The following is a 17,051-nucleotide window of genomic DNA, read 5'->3' as shown; positions in this document are numbered from 1 at the left end:
TCCAGGCCGTTCAGGCCATTCGCTAATTTGGTTTAGATGCTGAGTACTTTGTCGCCGCGGGCAATACCGGTTACGCCGCTACGGACGGTTTCCAGGATCGAGGCGGTGCCAATGGACTGAATGAAGCTGTCGAGCTTGTCGCTGGTACCGGTCAGTTGAACGGTATACACGCTGGCGCTGACATCGACTATCTGCCCACGGTAAATATCGGTAGTGCGCTTGATCTCGGCGCGCTGGGCGCCGGTGGCCTTGACCTTGACCAGCATCAGTTCGCGCTCGATGTGAGCACTTTCCGACAGGTCGACCAGTTTGACCACTTCGATCAGCTTGTTCAGGTTCTTGGTGATCTGCTCGATGACTTCATCGTGACCCACCGTGGTCAGCGTCAGACGCGACAGGGTCGGATCTTCGGTTGGCGCCACGGTCAGGCTTTCGATGTTGTAGTTGCGCTGCGAGAACAGGCCGACTACACGAGACAGAGCGCCCGGTTCGTTTTCCAGAAGCAAGGAAATAATGTGCCGCATGATTAAGTACGCTCCGTCTTGCTCAGCCACATATCGCGCATGGAGCCGTCTTTGATCTGCATCGGGTAGACGTGCTCGCTGGTATCAACCGAAACATCGATGATCACCAGACGATCTTTCATGGCGAACGCTTCTTCCATCTTCGACTTCAGATCTTTCGACTCGGTGATGCGCACGCCGACGTGACCGTAAGCTTCTGCGAGTTTGACGAAGTCAGGCAACGATTCCATGTACGAGTGCGAGTGGCGACTGCCATAACTCATGTCCTGCCACTGGCGAACCATACCCAGAACACCGTTGTTCAGGATGACGATTTTCACCGGCAAGCCATATTGCAGACAGGTGGACAGTTCCTGAATGTTCATCTGGATACTGCCCTCGCCGGTCACGCAGACGACGTCGTCATCCGGGAAGCTCAGCTTGATGCCCATGGCCGCCGGAAAACCGAAGCCCATGGTGCCCAAGCCACCGGAGTTGATCCAGCGGTTCGGCTTGTTGAACGTGTAGTACTGCGCCGCAAACATTTGGTGCTGGCCCACGTCGGAGGCCACAAAGGCATCGCCCTTGGTGACTTCGCACAGGGTTTCGATCACGGTCTGCGGCTTGATGACGCTGCCGTCGCCCTTGTCATAAGGGAACAGGCCGCGCTCACCGCGCCACTCATCAACTTGCTTCCACCAGCTGGCAACGGACTCCTTGTTCGGGGTCTCGCCGATTTCCTTGAGGATCGCGACCATTTCGGTCAGGACACTCTCCACCGGACCAACGATTGGTACATCGGCCTTGATGGTCTTGGAGATCGAAGCCGGGTCGATGTCGATGTGAATGATCTTGGCGTTCGGGCAGAACTTGGCCGGGCCGTTGATCACGCGGTCGTCGAAACGAGCGCCAACTGCAAGGATCACGTCGGCATGGTGCATTGCCAGGTTAGCCGTGTAGCTGCCATGCATGCCGAGCATGCCGATAAACTGACGGTCGGTGCCAGGGTAGGCACCCAGGCCCATCAGGGTATTGGTCACGGGCAGGTTGAGCAACTTCGCCAATTCGGTCAGCGGCGCGGAGCCACCACCGAGGATCACGCCGCCACCTGCGTACATCACAGGACGCTTGGCCGCCAGGAGCATTTCTGCCGCCTTGCGGATTTGCCCGGAGTGACCGCGAACGGCCGGGCTGTAGGAACGCAGCTTGGCTTTCTTCGGGAAGATGTATTCGAACTTCTCGGCCGGGTTGGTCATGTCTTTCGGAATATCGACAACGACCGGGCCAGGACGACCGGATTGCGCCAGGTAGAACGCTTTCTTCATGACTTCCGGGATTTCCGAAGCGTGCTTGATCATGAAACTGTGCTTCACGATCGGCCGGGAGATACCGATCATGTCGGTTTCCTGGAACGCATCGGTGCCTACCATGGTGCTAGGCACCTGGCCGGAAATGATCACCATCGGAATGGAGTCCATGTAGGCCGTGGCAATACCGGTGATGGCGTTGGTTGCGCCCGGACCTGAGGTCACCAGTACCACGCCGGCTTTACCGGTGGCACGGGCATAGCCGTCAGCCATATGGGTCGCAGCCTGCTCGTGACGAACCAGGATGTGGGTCACTTCCGGTTCTTTGAACAGGGCATCGTAGACATGAAGAAGAGCACCACCCGGGTACCCGTAGATGTACTTGACGCCTTCGTCACGCAAAAAGCGGACGAGCATCTCACCGCCAGATAAAAGCTCCACGTTGTTCACCTCTAAAACGCCAGAATACCGTCCACTCAAAGAGGACGGGTCTTAATAGGTTTACTTCTCGGCAGAGCATGAGCGACGGTGGTCGCCGACTACGTCAGCACTGACTGAGCAAGTATTGGGATCGTCCCAAGTGTTGCGGGCCTTTCCCACCCAGCGCGAGGTAACGCGTTGCGGGTGTAACAGGTCGGCGCGGATGTGCGCCTCATGATCTGCCGAGTGGGTCTGCTTCTGGCAGTCCCTCTACAGCGGACTTTGGATTCTTCTGTTTCGTCCTCTGCAAGTCAAGTCGTCTATGTGCTTTATTGAACCAAGTACATGAGAAAGCAAGAAAAAACCGCTAAACAGCAACTGTGTTAGCTTCAATTGCGCAACCCAAGACAAGGAAATGGCATGCGAACGTTTTTCCTGGCCGTCGGCCTGCTGCTCGGCATGAGCCCTTTGTGCATGGCTGGTCCGATTTACAAATGGGTCGACGCCCAGGGTGTTACCCATTTCGGTGCGCAGCCGCCCCAGGACCAGGAAGCCACCAGCGTGGTCACTCCCAGCGTACCTGCCGGCAAGCCGTCCGCACTGCCGCGCAGCGATGCGATCGGCGATCAGCAGGCCATCGACAAGACAGTGAAAAAACAGGTCGCCGAGCAGCAAGCCCAGCTCAAGGTGTTCTGTGAGCAGGCGCGGACCAACCTCGCTCAACTGCAGAACAATCCACGACTACGGGAAGAGATTGACGGCGAGATGCGCCGCCTGACCGACCAGACCCGTCAGGAGCGCATCACCGAAGCACAGAAACAGATTGCGGAAAACTGCCAGTAGGCGTCAGCGGGAGGCGGTGATCAGCAGATCGAACTCTTTGAGCAAGACCTGCAATTGCCGATCCCTGCCCTGGACATTGCGGGCGGCGAAGACCATTTCGGCCATCTCCTGAATCCCCGATGCATTGGGCAATGGCAGATCCTGTTCGAGGATGGTCTTCATTCGCGGCAGGAAAATCCATTGCAGCCACTGCTCGAAATCCAGCGTATCGACCGAGAACGGCTCGACACTGGACAGTGCTTCAGCGGAGGGTGGGACATCGTCCCACCAACCCTGAATCCGCAGTTCACGCTCGATCAGCAGCAACTGCTCGGCAATCTTCGGAAAGCGTGCATCCATCACGACGAAACCTTGGCCTTTTGACGGGCCAATGCCGCACCGGCGGAATCGCCCTGCTTCTCCCGCGCCTGGGCGATCAACTCCCACAGGCTGGCCTGAAGTGCCGGACGACCATTGGCCAAGGTCAGGCCGCGACGCGCAAATTGCTCGGCTTGAGCTGCATCGCCTTGAGCCATGCGTACCTGAGCCAGGCGATAAAGCACCTGCGGCTCACGCGGCGCAACACGCTGGGCGCGCTCAAGGCTGGAGGACGCGCCATTGAGATCGCCGCCTGCCTGTTGCTGCTGAGCGGTGGTCAGCAAAGCCAGTACCGGACCGTCCAGTTGCTCATCGGCGGACAGGCCACCCGAGCTTGTCGACGGGATCCCGCTTGGCGTCGACGGCATGCTGTAGCTGCCCTGGTTGATCGGCGCGGACTGGACCGGTGCCGTGTTAACCGGACCGGGAGTAATCGGCCCCGGAGTGATCGGCGCCGTGCTGATCGGTGCCGATGTCACTGCACCGCCACCCGGCACCATCACGACCACACCGGTGTCGCCCTGCGGAATCGCCTGGGTCTGGTTTTGCGCGGGGCGCTGGACCGTCGTTTGACGGTAACCGCCATTCGCCTGAATCCGTTCGCTATTGGAAACGGCGCTGCCGGAATCCACCACCGGAATCGACCCGCGCTGTACGGTGGAGCAACCGCTGAGCAAAGCCACGGCGGTAACCGCTGGAATCAACCACTTGTCCACTTGAAACCCTCTTTGCTTAATTCATCCAGCCCTTGACCCAATCCATCACCGTTTCGCCGGATACAGGGCTGTCGCCACCGCAGGCGGCACCGGGAGGTGGCTCACTGCCGCGAATATACGGCATCTGCACCGCGCCTGGGCAGTTCACATCGGAGCCTTGTCCCGTACGCGAATCGACCCAGGCCTGAACGATGTTGTCCGGCTGCGGCATGTCCAGCGGCAGCGGATCGGCCTTGCGCATGAAACTGGCCCAGACCTGCAACGCACCGGTGGCACCGGTGAAGGGCGTCTTGCCGTTGTCATCACGCCCCAGCCAGACCACGGCCAGCAAGTCCTGGCTGAAACCGGCGAACCAGCTGTCTCGCGAATCGTTACTGGTACCGGTCTTGCCGGCCAGCGTCAGGGTCTTGGGCAACACGTTATAAACCGAACTGCCGGTGCCTTCACGCATGACCCGCTGCATTGCGTTCTGGACCAGGTAAATGGACGCCGGATCGAAGCGCTGCTGGATCTGGAACGGATAACGCTTGAGCGGCTCGCCTTCGGCCGTCAGCACGCTGCGAATCCCGCGCATGGGCGTATTGAAGCCGCCGTTGGCCAGGGTCTGATACATAGTCGCCACTTCGATCGGTGTCAGGCCACCAGCGCCCAGCAACATCGACGGGAAGGCCGGGAACTCGCGACTCACCCCCAGGCGTGCCAGCGTCTTGAGCACATTGGGTACGCCCACCGCCAAACCGAGACGTGCGGTCGACAGGTTGTAGGAATGTGCCAGGCCTTGATAAAGGAACACCGTGCCATGGGAACGACGATCATAGTTCTGCGGTTTCCAGACCTGACCATCCGCACCTTTGACCGAGAACGAATCGTCCGATAACCAACTGGTCAGGGTGTACTGGCTCGGTTTCTCGAGGGCTGTCAGATAAACCGCCGGCTTGATCAACGAACCGATCGGCCGCACCGCATCCAGCGCCCGGTTGAAACCGGCAAAACCCGCCTGACGACTGCCGATCATGGCCTGGACTTCGCCGGTTTCCGGGTTGGTCACGACCATGGCCGCTTCGACTTCATCCGAGCCCTTGCGCCCGGCCAGGCGCTTGAAGGTGTCATTGACCGAGGCCTCGGCTTTCATCTGCAGGATCGGATCGAAGCTGGTGAAAATCCGCAGGCCTTCTTCGGTCAAGTCTTCGTCGCGATAGTCTTGGCGCAACTGACGCTTGACCAGGTCGAGGAAACCGGGGAACGAGCTGTCGGCCAACTTGCCGCGAGTCGTCACGCCCAGTGGCATTTTCTTCGCCGCCGCGACCTGCTCGGCAGTGGCGACACCCTGTTGTTCAAGGACATCGAGTACCAGATTGCGTCGCTCGAGCGCCCGCTCCGGGTTGCGGCGCGGGTTGTAATAGGAAGGCCCCTTGACCATGGCCACCAACATGGCGACTTGATGCAGTTTCAGCTCGGACAACGGCTGCCCGAAGAAGAACTGGCTGGCCAGACCGAAACCGTGCACTGCTCGCTGCCCATCCTGACCGACGAACACTTCATTGAGGTAAGCCTCAAGAATTTCTCGTTTGTCGTAATGCAGCTCAAGCAACATCGCCATCATGGCTTCGGTGAGTTTGCGGGACAGGCTGCGCTCGCTGGTCAGGTAGAAATTCTTGACCAGCTGTTGCGTCAGGGTACTGCCGCCCTGGGTCATCTTGCCGCCAGAGGTGTTGACCCAGACGGCCCGGGCAATCGACTTGGGCGACACGCCCCAATGGCTGTAAAAGTCCCGGTCTTCCACGGCAACCAGGGTTTCCAGCAGATACGGCGGCACCTGATCAATCTTGATCAGAATGCGGTCTTCGAGATTCTTGGGGTAAATCCCGCCGATCAGGAGCGGCTCCAGCCGCACCACGGAAACCTTCGAACCCTTGGCCCCCGAGAGTTCAGCCACATAGTCGCCAGAGAATCGCACACGCACGGGCTGGGCGCTTTCCAGTCCTTCATAGAACTGGAAGCCGCGAGTATTCAAGTCGACGGTATTGCCGTTGACCGCGGCAGCGCCGGGGCCGTTGCTCACGGCTTCGCGACGATAGCCCAAGGCATCGAGTTCGGTCAGAAAGTCAGCCTTGCTGAGCTTTTGTCCGACGAACAGCTCGAGCGGGCGCGCGTACACCTTGGCCGGGATGGTCCAGCGCTTGCCGGAAAACTTCTCCTGGACTACGGCGTCGAGGTAAACCGCGAATCCGGCGAGCACCACGAGGCCGACCAGACTGAGTTTAAGGGCCCAGCCCAGCCAGGGGCTCAGGCCTCTGGAAGGTGGTTTTTTGGGGGTGCGGGGGGATCGAGTACGAGTCATGGCGGCGGATTATACGCACTTTATCGATACTCGACAGAAGCCCTCCGAGGTTTGCGTCCGGCGGACTTGCGGCCATAATGACGGCCGTGAATTTTCCCCAGACTTTGAAGGAATGCCTGTGAGCCAGTCCCTGATCGCTGCCCTGCAAAACCCCGCCCTCTATCCACATCCCGTGGATGGGTTCCAGGTCATCGAAACGCATATCTCCTGGGTTATTCTCACAGGCCCCTTTGCTTATAAACTGAAGAAACCGGTCAATTTCGGCTTCCTCGACTTCACCAGCCTCGACGCTCGCGAGCATTTCTGCGGTGAAGAGCTGCGTCTGAACCAGCGCCTGACCCACGATTTGTACCTCGAAGTGTTGCCAATCACCGGCAGCGCCGAAGCCCCCCAGCTGGGCGGCGATGGCCCGGTCGTCGATTACGCCCTGAAAATGCGTCAATTCCCACAGAGCGGATTGCTTAGCACGCTGCAGGCCAACGGCGAGTTGACCACCACGCACATCGACGAGATGGCCGCACAGATCGCGCAATTCCACCTCAATGCGCCGAAAGTGCCCGCCGAACACGATGCCGGCACCCCGGACAGCGTCATGGCTCCGGTGCGCCAGAACTTCGAACAGATCCGTCCGTTTCTCAGCGACAAGGCTGACCTGCTGCAACTCGACGCCCTGCAAGCCTGGGCCGAAAGCAGCTTCGAACGCCTCAAGCCACTGTTCGCCCAGCGCAAGGCGGACGGTTTCATCCGCGAATGCCACGGTGACATCCACCTGGGCAACGCCACGGAAATCGACGGCAAGGTCGTGATCTTCGACTGCATCGAGTTCAACGAACCGTTCCGTTTCACCGACGTCTATGCCGACACCGGTTTCCTGGCGATGGACCTCGAAGACCGCGGCCTGAAGAGCCTGGCGCGTCGCTTCATCAGCCAATACCTGGAGCTGACTGGTGATTACCAGGGGCTTGAGCTGCTGAACTTCTATAAAGCCTATCGCGCACTGGTACGCGCCAAGGTCAGCCTGTTCAGCATGCCGGCCGAGGCCGACCCGGTGCAACGCGCCACCACCCTGCGCCAGTACCGCAACTACGCGAACCTGGCGGAAAGCTACAGCACCATTCCTTCGCGCTTCATGGCGATAACCCATGGTGTGTCGGCGGTCGGCAAGAGCCGAGTGGCCCTGCGTCTGGTGGAAGCACTGGGCGCCATTCGCTTGCGCTCGGACGTAGAACGTAAACGCCTGTTCGGCGAACAAACCGTCGTCAACGACCCGCAGGCCGGCATCTATAGTGCCGACGCCAGCGTCGCGACCTACAGCCGCCTGCATGAAATTGCCGCGGTGATCCTGCATGCCGGCTTCCCGGTGGTGGTCGATGCCACCTACCTCAAGCGCGAACAGCGCGACAGCGCAGCGAAAATCGCCGAGGGCACCGGTGCGCCCTTCCTGATCCTGGATTGCAATGCACCGCAAGCGGTGATCGAAAGCTGGCTGGCGCTGCGTCAGGCTGACAAGAAGGACCCGTCCGACGCCAACCTGGCCATTATCGAAGCGCAGCAAGCCAATCGCGAACCGTTGACGCCCGCAGAGATTCTCTGCAGCAAACGGGTGCAGACCAACGAAAGCGGAACCCTCGACACCGTTGTCGCGCAAATCCGCCAACGCCTGCCGGGTCTGTAAGACGGTATTTCAGCCGTGAAGCCCTTACCGGCTTCACGGTTGTCAAATAGCGGCACTACACTGGCGTCATAAAACCAACAGGTGATGTGACATGAGCCAGCCCAAACTTCTCGACACAGCGCTTTTTGCCTTGCTGCACAAAGACGACATCACAGGTTTCAACAATGAACGCCCCCTGGAAGGAACCATCGACATGGTCGGTGGGGATTTCCGAGGGCTTGACCTGCGAGAGCTGAATGCCCGCGGCATCGACTTCACCGATGCCTATTTTCGCTCCGCCGACTTGCGCGGCATCGACTTCAGCACCTCGATCCTGGAAGGCGCAAGCCTGGCCCACGCGCAGATCTCCGGGGCCTACTTTCCGCCGGAGTTGAGTGCGGATGAAATTCTGATGTCGATGAATTTCGGGACACGCCTGCGATACCGCACCCGCTAACCCGCTTCACCTCCTGACACGGCGCAAATCCCTGTGGGAGCGGGCTTGCTCGCGAAGACGTAGTGTCAGTCGACATGAATGTGAAGGTTAAACCGCCTTTCGCGAGCAAGCCCGCTCCCACCCTGTTTTGTGTTGCCCTCCTCTACTGTATTCCTTCAGCGCCAGGCGCGCCCTCCTTAGAAGCTTTTGCATCGAAACCAAGCAAACAATCACGCTTTTCCTGCTGATGGCTACACTCCTGAGAAGCTCGCCCACGCACCGTTCGGCCGTCGCAAGGAGGCTTGATGAATGATGAACTGCAGCACCTGAAGAATCTTGGCAAGACGTCAGCGCAGTGGCTGCATGCCGTGGGCATCCACAGCGCCTCGGACTTGCGTCGCCTGGGGGCGGTGGACGCTTACCGGGCCGTGCGCACGCGCGGGTTCCGGGCGTCCAAGGTGTTGTTGTATGCGATCGAAGGCGCCTTGATGGACGTGCACTGGAACGACATTCCTGCCGAGCGCAAGGAAGCCCTGAACAAACAGCTCGAAGCGATTTCGTCGCGCCACAAAATTTGAAATGAACTCCGACCCCATGACTACAGGCCTTTCCAATGGACTGATGGCGAATTTGAAGTAAATGAAAGAATCAGCTGTTGACATGGTAATGAGAATCGCTATGATTATCACAGCTGGTCGCGAGACTGGTCGATATTTGAAAAGCCCTTGGTTCGGACTCTCAGATATCTCCTCATCAGGCTAATCACGGTTATTTGACCCGGCTCTTGCCGGGTCTTTTTTTGGGCGAACGGTTTGTATTCCAACCTGCCCGTAGGAGCTGTCGAGCGAAGCGAGGCTGCGATCTTTTGATCTTGATTGTTACAGGACAGTCGCTATTCAGGCGACTCGATCCGATCCAACGCCCGATTTACCGCCAGCTCACCCAGCATGATGACCTGCGCAATGCCCAGCAAAGCGTTGCGCGACGTCCCCTGCAGATGATCTACCAAGTCTGTGGCCATGACATTCGCCAACGCCAGCGACTCACACGCATAGGCCAGCAGTGTTTCGGTATCGAGTTCAGGGTTGACGGTGAAGAAGCCGCAGGGGGTTCGCGGGGTAGACATGATGTTGAAGGCCGAATCAGCGTCCGGCGGATCAGGCGTTACCTTGGACATAATTTTCATTTCCTGATTGTGCAGCCACGCCTCGCTACTAATACAAGGGGTGGCGGCTGTACGCAGGTTAGTAGACCGGGGAAATGAAGAAAGCCGGCGCGCCCGAAGACGCCCTGCGCACAACCACCATCAAGTTCAGGTATGGAAATACCTGTCTGGTAGTCGCTTGTGCACTCTTCAAATACCACGGGCTACTAAACCCGATCACTGACGATCAGTGACGCGAATCAAGTTACCGAGCAGGCCCAAGGCGCACAAGCCGGCGGATTCTGGCGTACCTGTAGGCAACGACGCAAGGTGCTGTAGCTTTCAGGAAGTCATCGTCAGAGCAATCCTACAACTTCAGCCAAGCGACCACGGCAAGATCAAAAGATCGCAGCCTCGTTTCACTCGACAGCTCCTACGGGGCCTCGTTGCTTGCCGAACTGCTTACGCATCTGCTCACAGTAATCCGGCGTTGGCATAGCCGGCGTGTACCAGACGTAATCGGCCATCGCCGCCGTGATCTCACTGCCCTGTTGAGCCAGCATCAATACCGTCGGCGCCGCGGGTGCTCCCAGATCCAGCACATGAATCGGCACGCCCACGTCCTTGCGCGCATGGTAAGCCCCGGAAAAAAGCACTGAAGGCTCAGGTGCCGCCAGCAGGCGCTCAGCCATGCGCCGGTCACGTTGCTGCTGAACGGCAAGCATTGCCGGCATTTGTGCTTTGGGCAGCAGACCGCAATGGGAATCGCTGACTTGCTGCAGCAGTTCTTCCTTGACCGAGGACGCGTTGGAACGTGAGCCGCTCAAGGTGGGAGGGTTGGTATAGATAGCCCGGACTTGCGCAGTGGTCAGATTCGCGGACAGCAGCGGATACGGTTGGCTCAGGGCGAATCGAATGATCGGCCCATACAAATCCCAATCCCAACCCTCCAGCCAGGCCAACGCACCGGGTAAATCCGCCGGCGGTGCCGAAGCCTGGCGAACTTCATCGACGCGTGGCTGCTGGTCCGGTGTGAGCATTTCCAGGAGCAGGCTGCCTTGCGGCCGGCGCTCACCCAGTGACTGCAACAACCACAGTTGCAGTGCATGGTGATCGCGATTGTCATGCTGCTCGCCGACGATCAGCCGCGAAGGCTTGGCCAATTGCGCAACCAGTTCCTGCGGCGTCAGGCTCCGGCCGCTGCGCAAGTCGCGGATCTCACCGGCGACCGGGGGCGGTGCCGAAACATGCTGACAAGCACTCAGCACCAGTACTGCCAGAATCAACATCACACGCATGGGCTCACCCCTATCAGACACTCAGCGGGCGATGATCAGCGGATGCCCACGCTCCGGATGCTGTTGCACCAGTACTTCCAGGCCGAAGACCGCCTTGAGCGGTTCCGGACGCAACACCTGCTCCGGTGTATCGAGTGCCACCGGGCGCCCGCCTTCGAGCAGTAGCAGGCGATCACAATAGCGCGCCGCCAGGTTCAGATCATGCAGGATCACCAATACCGCCGCGCCGCGATCGGCAAACTCGCGCACCGCTTGCAGGGTGGTGTGCTGATGCAGCGGGTCGAGCATCGAGGTCGGCTCATCGAGCAACAGGGTCTGCCCCGCCTCACCCGGCCAGAGTTGTGCCAGCACCCGCGCCAGATGCACCCGCTGGCGTTCGCCGCCGGACAAGGCCAGGTAGCTGCGACCCGTCAAATGACCGGCATCGGCAGCCTGCAACGCGGCGGCGACAATTTCATCATCGCGGACCCGGCCGCTCTGATGGGGCAAGCGGCCCATGCCGACCACTTCTTCGACGCGAAAGGCGAAGTCCAGGGTCGATACCTGCGGCAGCACGGCCAGGCGCTGGGCGCGCAGTGCCCCGGTCCAGTGCCTCAACTCGCGCTCATCGAGCCACACATTGCCCTGGTCAGCCTGCAACTCGCCGCACAAGGCGCCGAGCAAGGTGCTTTTTCCGGCACCGTTCGGTCCTAATACGCCAAGGACTTCGCCCGGCTTGACCTCGAGCGTGATGTCGGTCAATACGATCTTGCGACCCCGACGGATTTGCAGATTTTGCGTTCGCAACATCAGGCACGCCCTCGGAGCAGTAAATACAGAAAGAACGGCGCACCGATGAAGGCCGTGACGATCCCGATGGGCAACTCGGCCGGCGCCAGCGCCAGTCGTGCGACCAGATCGGCAAACAACAAGAGACTGCCACCGGCCAGCACCGACGCCGGCAACAGCACGCGATGATCAGGCCCCGCCAGCAGTCGCACCAGGTGCGGCACCACCAGGCCGACAAAGCCGATCATCCCTGCCGCCGCGACTGCCGCGCCGACACCCAGCGCCGTGCAGAACACCAGCTCACGCTTGAGCCTTTCGACATCGATGCCCAGGTGACCGGCTTCCGACTCTCCCAGCAGCAACGCATTCAGCGCCTTGGCCCGGCGCGGCAGCCACAGCGCTACGCCTACCGTGATCAGCAACAACGGCCAGAGTCGCGAATAGCTGGCGCCGTTCAGGCTGCCCAGGTTCCAGAACGTCAGCGTGCGCAGGGTCGCGTCGTCGGCCAGGTAGGTAAACAGCCCCACTGCGGAACCGGCCAGCGCCGTCAACGCGATACCCGCCAACAGCATCGTCGCGACATGGGTCTGCCCATTGCGCCGGCCCAGCCGATACACCAGCGCCGTGACGCCGAGCCCGCCAATAAATGCACAGAGCGATAACAGATACGGCCCGAAGGCTTCCGGCAGGCCGCCGAATATCGAACCGCCGACTATTGCGATCGCCGCGCCCAGCGCCGCGCCGCTGGAAACGCCGACCAACCCCGGATCTGCCAGCGGGTTACGAAACAGTCCCTGCATCGCCACGCCGGACAATGCCAACACGCCCCCCACCGCCAAACCCAACAGCGTGCGCGGCAGGCGAATCTGTCCGAGGATCAGTTCGGCCTGCTCCAGCCCGTCGGCCGCAATGGGCAAGCCGATCAGCCGCAACGCCGCGCGCAAGGTATCGAACAGCGGCAAGCTGACGGGGCCAAGCGCCAACGACAGCCAGACCGCCAGCAAACACAGCAGGCTCAGGCCAATAAACAACGCACGTGGTTTAACCAGGATGGTCATTGGCCGGCAGAACCGGGGAAGAAGCCGTCAGACAATGATTTCAACGCTTCGGGCAACCGCGGCCCGAGACCACCCACCAGCAAGGTCGGATCGAGCTCCATGACTCGTCCGTCCTTGGCCGCGCGGGTCGAGGACAGAATCGGATTTTCCTTGAACAGGGCTGCCCGCGCGGCGTCGCCTGTGAGCGCACGATCGGCAAACACCAGCACGTCAGGATCCAGACTGACCAGCGATTCAACAGAAAAAGGTTTATAGCCGGTATGTGTTGCCAGATTGTGCCCACCGGCTTTTTGCAGCAACCAGTCGGCGGCGGTGTCCTTGCCGGCGATCAGCGGCTTGCCACCTGCGTGGCCGAGCAGCATCAGCACGCCCGGCGACTTTTCCTTCAACTGCGCCCGGGTGACCCGGACCTTTTGCTGCTCGAGTTGCTGCTGATACTCCAGCAGCAATTGCCCCGCCCGGTCTTGCGCGCCAAGCAACTTGCCCAAGTGCTGCAGATTAGCCTGCAAGGTCGGCAGATCCGACTGGGCGGAAAACAGTTCGACTTGCACGCCGGCACTGCGAACCTGCGAAAGCACCGGCGGCGGCCCCATTTCTTCGGTGCCGATCAGGATCTGCGGGCGCAGGCTTAAAATACCCTCCGCCGACAATTGCCGCTGATAACCGATACTGGGCAGGGCCTTCAGGGATTCAGGGTGCTGGCTCGTGGTATCGACACCCACCAGTTTTGATTCGCCACCCAGCGCGCTGACCCACTCCGACAGCGCGCCACCGGCACTGACCCAACGTTGTGGCAACTCGGCCGCTGCGGCGTGATGACTGACGAGAAGTCCGACACAGAGCGCAGCAACGCGGGTACTCAGGCGCATAAAAAGCTTCCTTGAAAGTTTTCCCAGGCATCGAGATGACAGGCCAAGTATCCTCGGCATCCGGCACCTGCACGCCCAATGGGTGAAACGGCCATTTGATAATTGTTTGCATTTGAACGTCAAGCTCGGACATATCCGGTCACCAGACGTGGCACTTGAGGATAGACATGAAGTTTCTTTGTACCGGCGTCGAGCTGGCCGATAACAGCAGCCGCGGTTTCGACATCGACGGCCAGAAACTCTTTGCCGTGCGCCGGGGCGGCCAGGTTTACGTCTATATCAATCGCTGTCCGCACCGTGGCGTCGGGCTGGAATGGACCCCCAACCAGTTTCTCGACCCCAGCAACAGCCTGATCCAGTGCGCCACCCACGGCGCACTGTTTCTGATTGAAGACGGCGAATGCGTCGCCGGCCCGTGCGCCGGGCAATCCCTGTCGAGCGTCGCCTGCCGCGAGGACGACCAAGGGATCTGGGTCAGTCTTTAGCCGTTGAGCAACACGTCCAGTCGTCGATCGACCACCATCTCTTCGTGGGTCAACCGAACGCCGTAGGCCAATACCTCGACCCCACAGGCCACCGCCTCACGCAGCGCAGAGGCGTAGGCTGAATCGATTTCTTCTGCGGGACGCACCGCATCGATACCGGTGAGGTTCACGCAATACAATTGCACCGCGCGAATCCCATCCCGGGCCAAATGGGCCAACTCCCGCAAATGCTTGGCCCCGCGCTGGGTCACCGCATCGGGGAATGCCGCCACCAAGGAGCCGTCGTAGCCCAGGGTGACACTTTTGACTTCCACATAGGCCGGTCCGCTCGGGTAATCGAGGCGGAAATCGATGCGGCTGCTTTCCTGGCCATAGGCTACTTCGCGCTTCAGCCCGCTAAAGCCGTTCAGCTCGGTGATGACGCCGGCCCGCAACGCCTCCTCGATCAAGCCGTTGGCCCGCCCGGTGTTCACGCAAAACAGCCGCCCCTGCGGGGTTTCGCCAACTTCCCAGGTGCCGGGCAATTTGCGTTTCGGATCATTGGATCGACTGAACCAGACCTGTCCGCCCTCGACCTGGCAATTGAGCATGGAACCGGTGTTCGGGCAGTGAATGGTCAGCAACTCGCCGTCAACGGTCTCGATATCCGCGAGAAAACGCTTGTAGCGACGGATCAGGCGACCTTCTTCGAGTGGAGGATGAAAGCGCATCAGCCTTGCCAGCTGCGCAAACCGCGCGCAATCCGCTCGACCGCTTCCTGCAAGCGCACCAGACTCTGGGTATAGGCAAACCGCACGTGATGCCCGGCCTGATAACGTCCGAAGTCCAGTCCAGGGGTGATCGCCACATGCTCGGTTTCGAGGAAATGTCGGCAGAACGCGAAGGCATCACCGCCGAACTTGCTGATATCAGCGTACAAGTAAAAAGCCCCCTCTGGTTCCACGGCGATGCCGAAGCCCAATTCCCGCAAGGCCGGCAGCAAGAAGTCCCGACGCCGGCCAAATTCGGCGCGACGCTCTTCCAGGATGCTGATGGTTGCTGGCTCAAAGCAGGCCAGTGCGGCGTGCTGGGCCATGCTTGGGGCGCTGATGTAGAGGTTTTGGGCGAGTTTTTCCAGCTCACCGACCGCGGCTTCGGGCGCCACCAGCCAGCCGAGTCGCCAGCCGGTCATCCCGAAATACTTTGAAAAACTATTCAGGACAAAGGCACTGTCATCGACTTCCAGCACGCTGGCCGCGTCGGTGCCGTAGGTCAGGCCGTGATAGATCTCGTCCACCACCAGATGACCGTGGCGCACTTTGATGGCGGCGGACAGGCCCGCCAACTCGTCGCGAGTCAGGATCGTCCCGGTTGGATTGGCCGGCGACGCCACCAGCGCACCGACACTGTCGTGATCCCAATGACGGGCCACCAGGTCCGGCGTCAGCTGATAACGCACGTCCGGACCGACCGGAACAAGCTGCGCCGCGCCTTCCACCAGCCGCAGGAAATGCCGGTTGCACGGGTACCCCGGGTCCGCCAGCAGCCAGTGCTTGCCCGGGTCCACCAGCAGGGCGCTGGCCAACAACAGCGCGCCAGAGCCGCCCGGGGTGATGAGGATGCGCTGCGGATCGATATTCAACCCGTAACGCTGCTGATAGAAGCCGGAAATGGCCTCGCGCAATTCAGGGATGCCGCGGGCAGCGGTGTAACGGGTCTTGCCCGCCGTCAGTGCCGCCTGGCCGGCCTGGATGATCGGCTCGGCGGTGGTGAAGTCCGGCTCGCCGATTTCCAGGTGAATCACGTCGTGGCCGGCGGCTTGCAGTTCATTGGCCCGCGCCAGCAGCGCCATGACGTGGAAAGGTTCGATCGCGCGACTGCGGGCACTGTAGGGCTGAGCCATTAGCCTTCCTTCAACAGGGAAAAGAATCGATTCTACCCAAGCGCAGGAACGAGCGAGAACCTAAAGCGGTCAGAGCCATATAACTCTGGTCTCAAACGACTCAAGCGTGTGTCCCAGGTTTGACTAAAATCAATATTTGATCAGGCCTCCAGCACCACCAGACAAGGCTTCTCATACATTTGCAAGCACTGAAGGCCACTGCCTCGACATCCGGGAGTAGCGCGGCCCGATTTGATCTGGTAAGTTCGCCCGCTTGCAGCCGCAGGGCCGGCAGGTGTCGGTGATGGAGCAATCCTGCGCAATGGATTACAAGAGTAGAGGCGGTCCATTTCATGCCCACCCAAGCAAAGCAGCAAAATCAGTCGATCAGCGGTTTCGAACCCTACAAAGAAGTGAAGGGCGAGGAATACATGGGCAAGCCCATGCGCGCTCACTTCACCAAGATCCTGAACAAGTGGAAACAGGACTTGATGCAGGAAGTCGACCGTACGGTTGATCACATGAAAGACGAAGCGGCCAACTTCCCGGATCCGGCAGACCGTGCCAGCCAGGAAGAAGAATTCAGCCTCGAATTGCGCGCCCGTGATCGCGAGCGCAAGTTGATCAAGAAAATCGACAAGACCCTGCAATTGATCGAAGACGAAGAGTATGGCTGGTGCGAGTCCTGCGGCGTCGAAATCGGCGTCAAGCGACTGGAAGCCCGCCCTACTGCCGACATGTGTGTCGATTGCAAGACCCTGGCGGAAATCAAGGAAAAACAAGTCGGCAAGTAATCTCGACTTGAACGATGAACGGAGCGTGCGAACGCTCCGTTTTTGTTTCTGATATTCGCTGATACCTGCTGTGACTTTAAGATCGCCATCGCGAGCAAGCTCGCTCCCACACTGGATTTGTGAACGCCGCAGATCAAATGTGGGAGCGAGCTTGCTCGCGATAGCGGTATCAAGCCGTGCGCTTATCAGGCGCCAAC

General features: G+C 60.0%; 18 protein-coding genes. 6 read left to right on the top strand and 12 right to left on the bottom strand.

Going from position 1 to position 17,051, the window contains the following annotated elements; translation table 11 throughout:
* Positions 1 to 32 precede the first annotated feature (32 nt).
* Positions 33 to 524, bottom strand: coding sequence for an acetolactate synthase small subunit (gene ilvN, locus ACA067_RS03875; RefSeq protein WP_003176102.1), 492 nt, complete (start codon positions 522 to 524; stop codon positions 33 to 35).
* A 2-nt stretch (positions 525 to 526) separates the two neighbouring features.
* Positions 527 to 2,251, bottom strand: a complete 1,725-nt coding sequence (locus ACA067_RS03870; RefSeq protein ID WP_497460679.1) for an acetolactate synthase 3 large subunit — start codon at positions 2,249 to 2,251, stop codon at positions 527 to 529.
* 399 nt (positions 2,252 to 2,650) lie between these two features.
* Between ACA067_RS03870 and ACA067_RS03865 the strand changes: the two genes are divergently transcribed.
* On the top strand, positions 2,651 to 3,073 hold the full coding sequence (locus ACA067_RS03865) for a DUF4124 domain-containing protein (protein ID WP_497460678.1): 423 nt from the start codon (positions 2,651 to 2,653) through the stop codon (positions 3,071 to 3,073).
* A gap of 3 nt (positions 3,074 to 3,076) precedes the next feature.
* Here the strand turns inward: ACA067_RS03865 and ACA067_RS03860 are convergent, their stop codons facing one another.
* The 3 genes from ACA067_RS03860 to mrcB are packed head-to-tail and all read right to left on the bottom strand — an operon-like array spanning position 3,077 to position 6,487.
* Complete coding sequence (locus tag ACA067_RS03860) at positions 3,077 to 3,412, bottom strand: YqcC family protein (RefSeq protein WP_497460677.1); 336 nt, start codon at positions 3,410 to 3,412, stop codon at positions 3,077 to 3,079.
* Positions 3,412 to 4,146: a tetratricopeptide repeat protein gene (locus ACA067_RS03855; protein WP_497460676.1), complete on the bottom strand. Its 735-nt coding sequence runs from the start codon at positions 4,144 to 4,146 to the stop codon at positions 3,412 to 3,414. Before ACA067_RS03855 ends, ACA067_RS03860 begins: the two co-directional genes overlap by 1 nt.
* Before the next feature lie 16 nt (positions 4,147 to 4,162).
* Positions 4,163 to 6,487, bottom strand: a complete 2,325-nt coding sequence (gene mrcB / locus ACA067_RS03850; RefSeq protein WP_497460675.1) for a penicillin-binding protein 1B — start codon at positions 6,485 to 6,487, stop codon at positions 4,163 to 4,165.
* A 118-nt stretch (positions 6,488 to 6,605) separates the two neighbouring features.
* Here mrcB and ACA067_RS03845 point away from each other — a divergent pair, with 118 nt between their 5' ends.
* The 3 genes from ACA067_RS03845 to ACA067_RS03835 all read left to right on the top strand — a co-directional run bounded on the left by ACA067_RS03845 (position 6,606) and on the right by ACA067_RS03835 (position 9,155).
* Positions 6,606 to 8,162: a bifunctional aminoglycoside phosphotransferase/ATP-binding protein gene (locus ACA067_RS03845; protein WP_497460674.1), complete on the top strand. Its 1,557-nt coding sequence runs from the start codon at positions 6,606 to 6,608 to the stop codon at positions 8,160 to 8,162.
* Positions 8,163 to 8,253: 91 nt separating this feature from the next.
* Positions 8,254 to 8,598, top strand: coding sequence for a pentapeptide repeat-containing protein (locus tag ACA067_RS03840; RefSeq protein ID WP_497460673.1), 345 nt, complete (start codon positions 8,254 to 8,256; stop codon positions 8,596 to 8,598).
* Positions 8,599 to 8,882: 284 nt separating this feature from the next.
* On the top strand, positions 8,883 to 9,155 hold the full coding sequence (locus tag ACA067_RS03835) for a TfoX/Sxy family protein (protein WP_096515175.1): 273 nt from the start codon (positions 8,883 to 8,885) through the stop codon (positions 9,153 to 9,155).
* A gap of 314 nt (positions 9,156 to 9,469) precedes the next feature.
* Here ACA067_RS03835 and ACA067_RS03830 read toward each other — a convergent pair whose 3' ends face one another.
* The 5 genes from ACA067_RS03830 to ACA067_RS03810 form a co-directional block, all read right to left on the bottom strand.
* Positions 9,470 to 9,754, bottom strand: a complete 285-nt coding sequence (locus ACA067_RS03830) for a DUF6124 family protein (RefSeq protein ID WP_497460672.1) — start codon at positions 9,752 to 9,754, stop codon at positions 9,470 to 9,472.
* A 386-nt stretch (positions 9,755 to 10,140) separates the two neighbouring features.
* On the bottom strand, positions 10,141 to 11,019 hold the full coding sequence (locus ACA067_RS03825; RefSeq protein WP_497460671.1) for a ChaN family lipoprotein: 879 nt from the start codon (positions 11,017 to 11,019) through the stop codon (positions 10,141 to 10,143).
* 21 nt (positions 11,020 to 11,040) lie between these two features.
* A complete protein-coding gene (locus tag ACA067_RS03820; protein ID WP_497460670.1) occupies positions 11,041 to 11,808 on the bottom strand; it encodes a heme ABC transporter ATP-binding protein in 768 nt (255 codons plus the stop codon).
* Positions 11,808 to 12,791 (bottom strand): FecCD family ABC transporter permease, encoded by a 984-nt coding sequence (locus ACA067_RS03815; RefSeq protein WP_497462725.1) that lies wholly within the window; start codon positions 12,789 to 12,791, stop codon positions 11,808 to 11,810. Before ACA067_RS03815 ends, ACA067_RS03820 begins: the two co-directional genes overlap by 1 nt.
* Before the next feature lie 50 nt (positions 12,792 to 12,841).
* The gene (locus ACA067_RS03810) at positions 12,842 to 13,714 is read right to left on the bottom strand and encodes a heme/hemin ABC transporter substrate-binding protein (protein WP_497460669.1); all 873 of its coding nucleotides are present in this window, start codon (positions 13,712 to 13,714) and stop codon (positions 12,842 to 12,844) included.
* Positions 13,715 to 13,881: 167 nt separating this feature from the next.
* On the opposite strand from ACA067_RS03810, the gene ACA067_RS03805 reads away from it, so the two are divergent.
* A complete protein-coding gene (locus tag ACA067_RS03805) occupies positions 13,882 to 14,199 on the top strand; it encodes a Rieske (2Fe-2S) protein (protein ID WP_497460668.1) in 318 nt (105 codons plus the stop codon).
* On the opposite strand, the gene sfsA is transcribed toward ACA067_RS03805, so the two are convergent.
* A complete protein-coding gene (gene sfsA, locus ACA067_RS03800) occupies positions 14,196 to 14,909 on the bottom strand; it encodes a DNA/RNA nuclease SfsA (RefSeq protein ID WP_497460667.1) in 714 nt (237 codons plus the stop codon). The genes ACA067_RS03805 and sfsA overlap by 4 nt on opposite strands.
* Positions 14,909 to 16,081: a pyridoxal phosphate-dependent aminotransferase gene (locus tag ACA067_RS03795; RefSeq protein ID WP_497460666.1), complete on the bottom strand. Its 1,173-nt coding sequence runs from the start codon at positions 16,079 to 16,081 to the stop codon at positions 14,909 to 14,911. Before ACA067_RS03795 ends, sfsA begins: the two co-directional genes overlap by 1 nt.
* Positions 16,082 to 16,413: 332 nt before the next feature.
* Between ACA067_RS03795 and dksA the strand changes: the two genes are divergently transcribed.
* On the top strand, positions 16,414 to 16,854 hold the full coding sequence (gene dksA / locus ACA067_RS03790; RefSeq protein WP_007902025.1) for an RNA polymerase-binding protein DksA: 441 nt from the start codon (positions 16,414 to 16,416) through the stop codon (positions 16,852 to 16,854).
* Positions 16,855 to 17,051: the final 197 nt, after the last annotated feature.

Source organism: Pseudomonas sp. LBUM1674 (genome assembly GCF_059695635.1).
The sequence above is the reverse complement of the archived record's forward strand: the minus strand, read 5'-3'. Positions and strand labels throughout refer to the sequence as shown.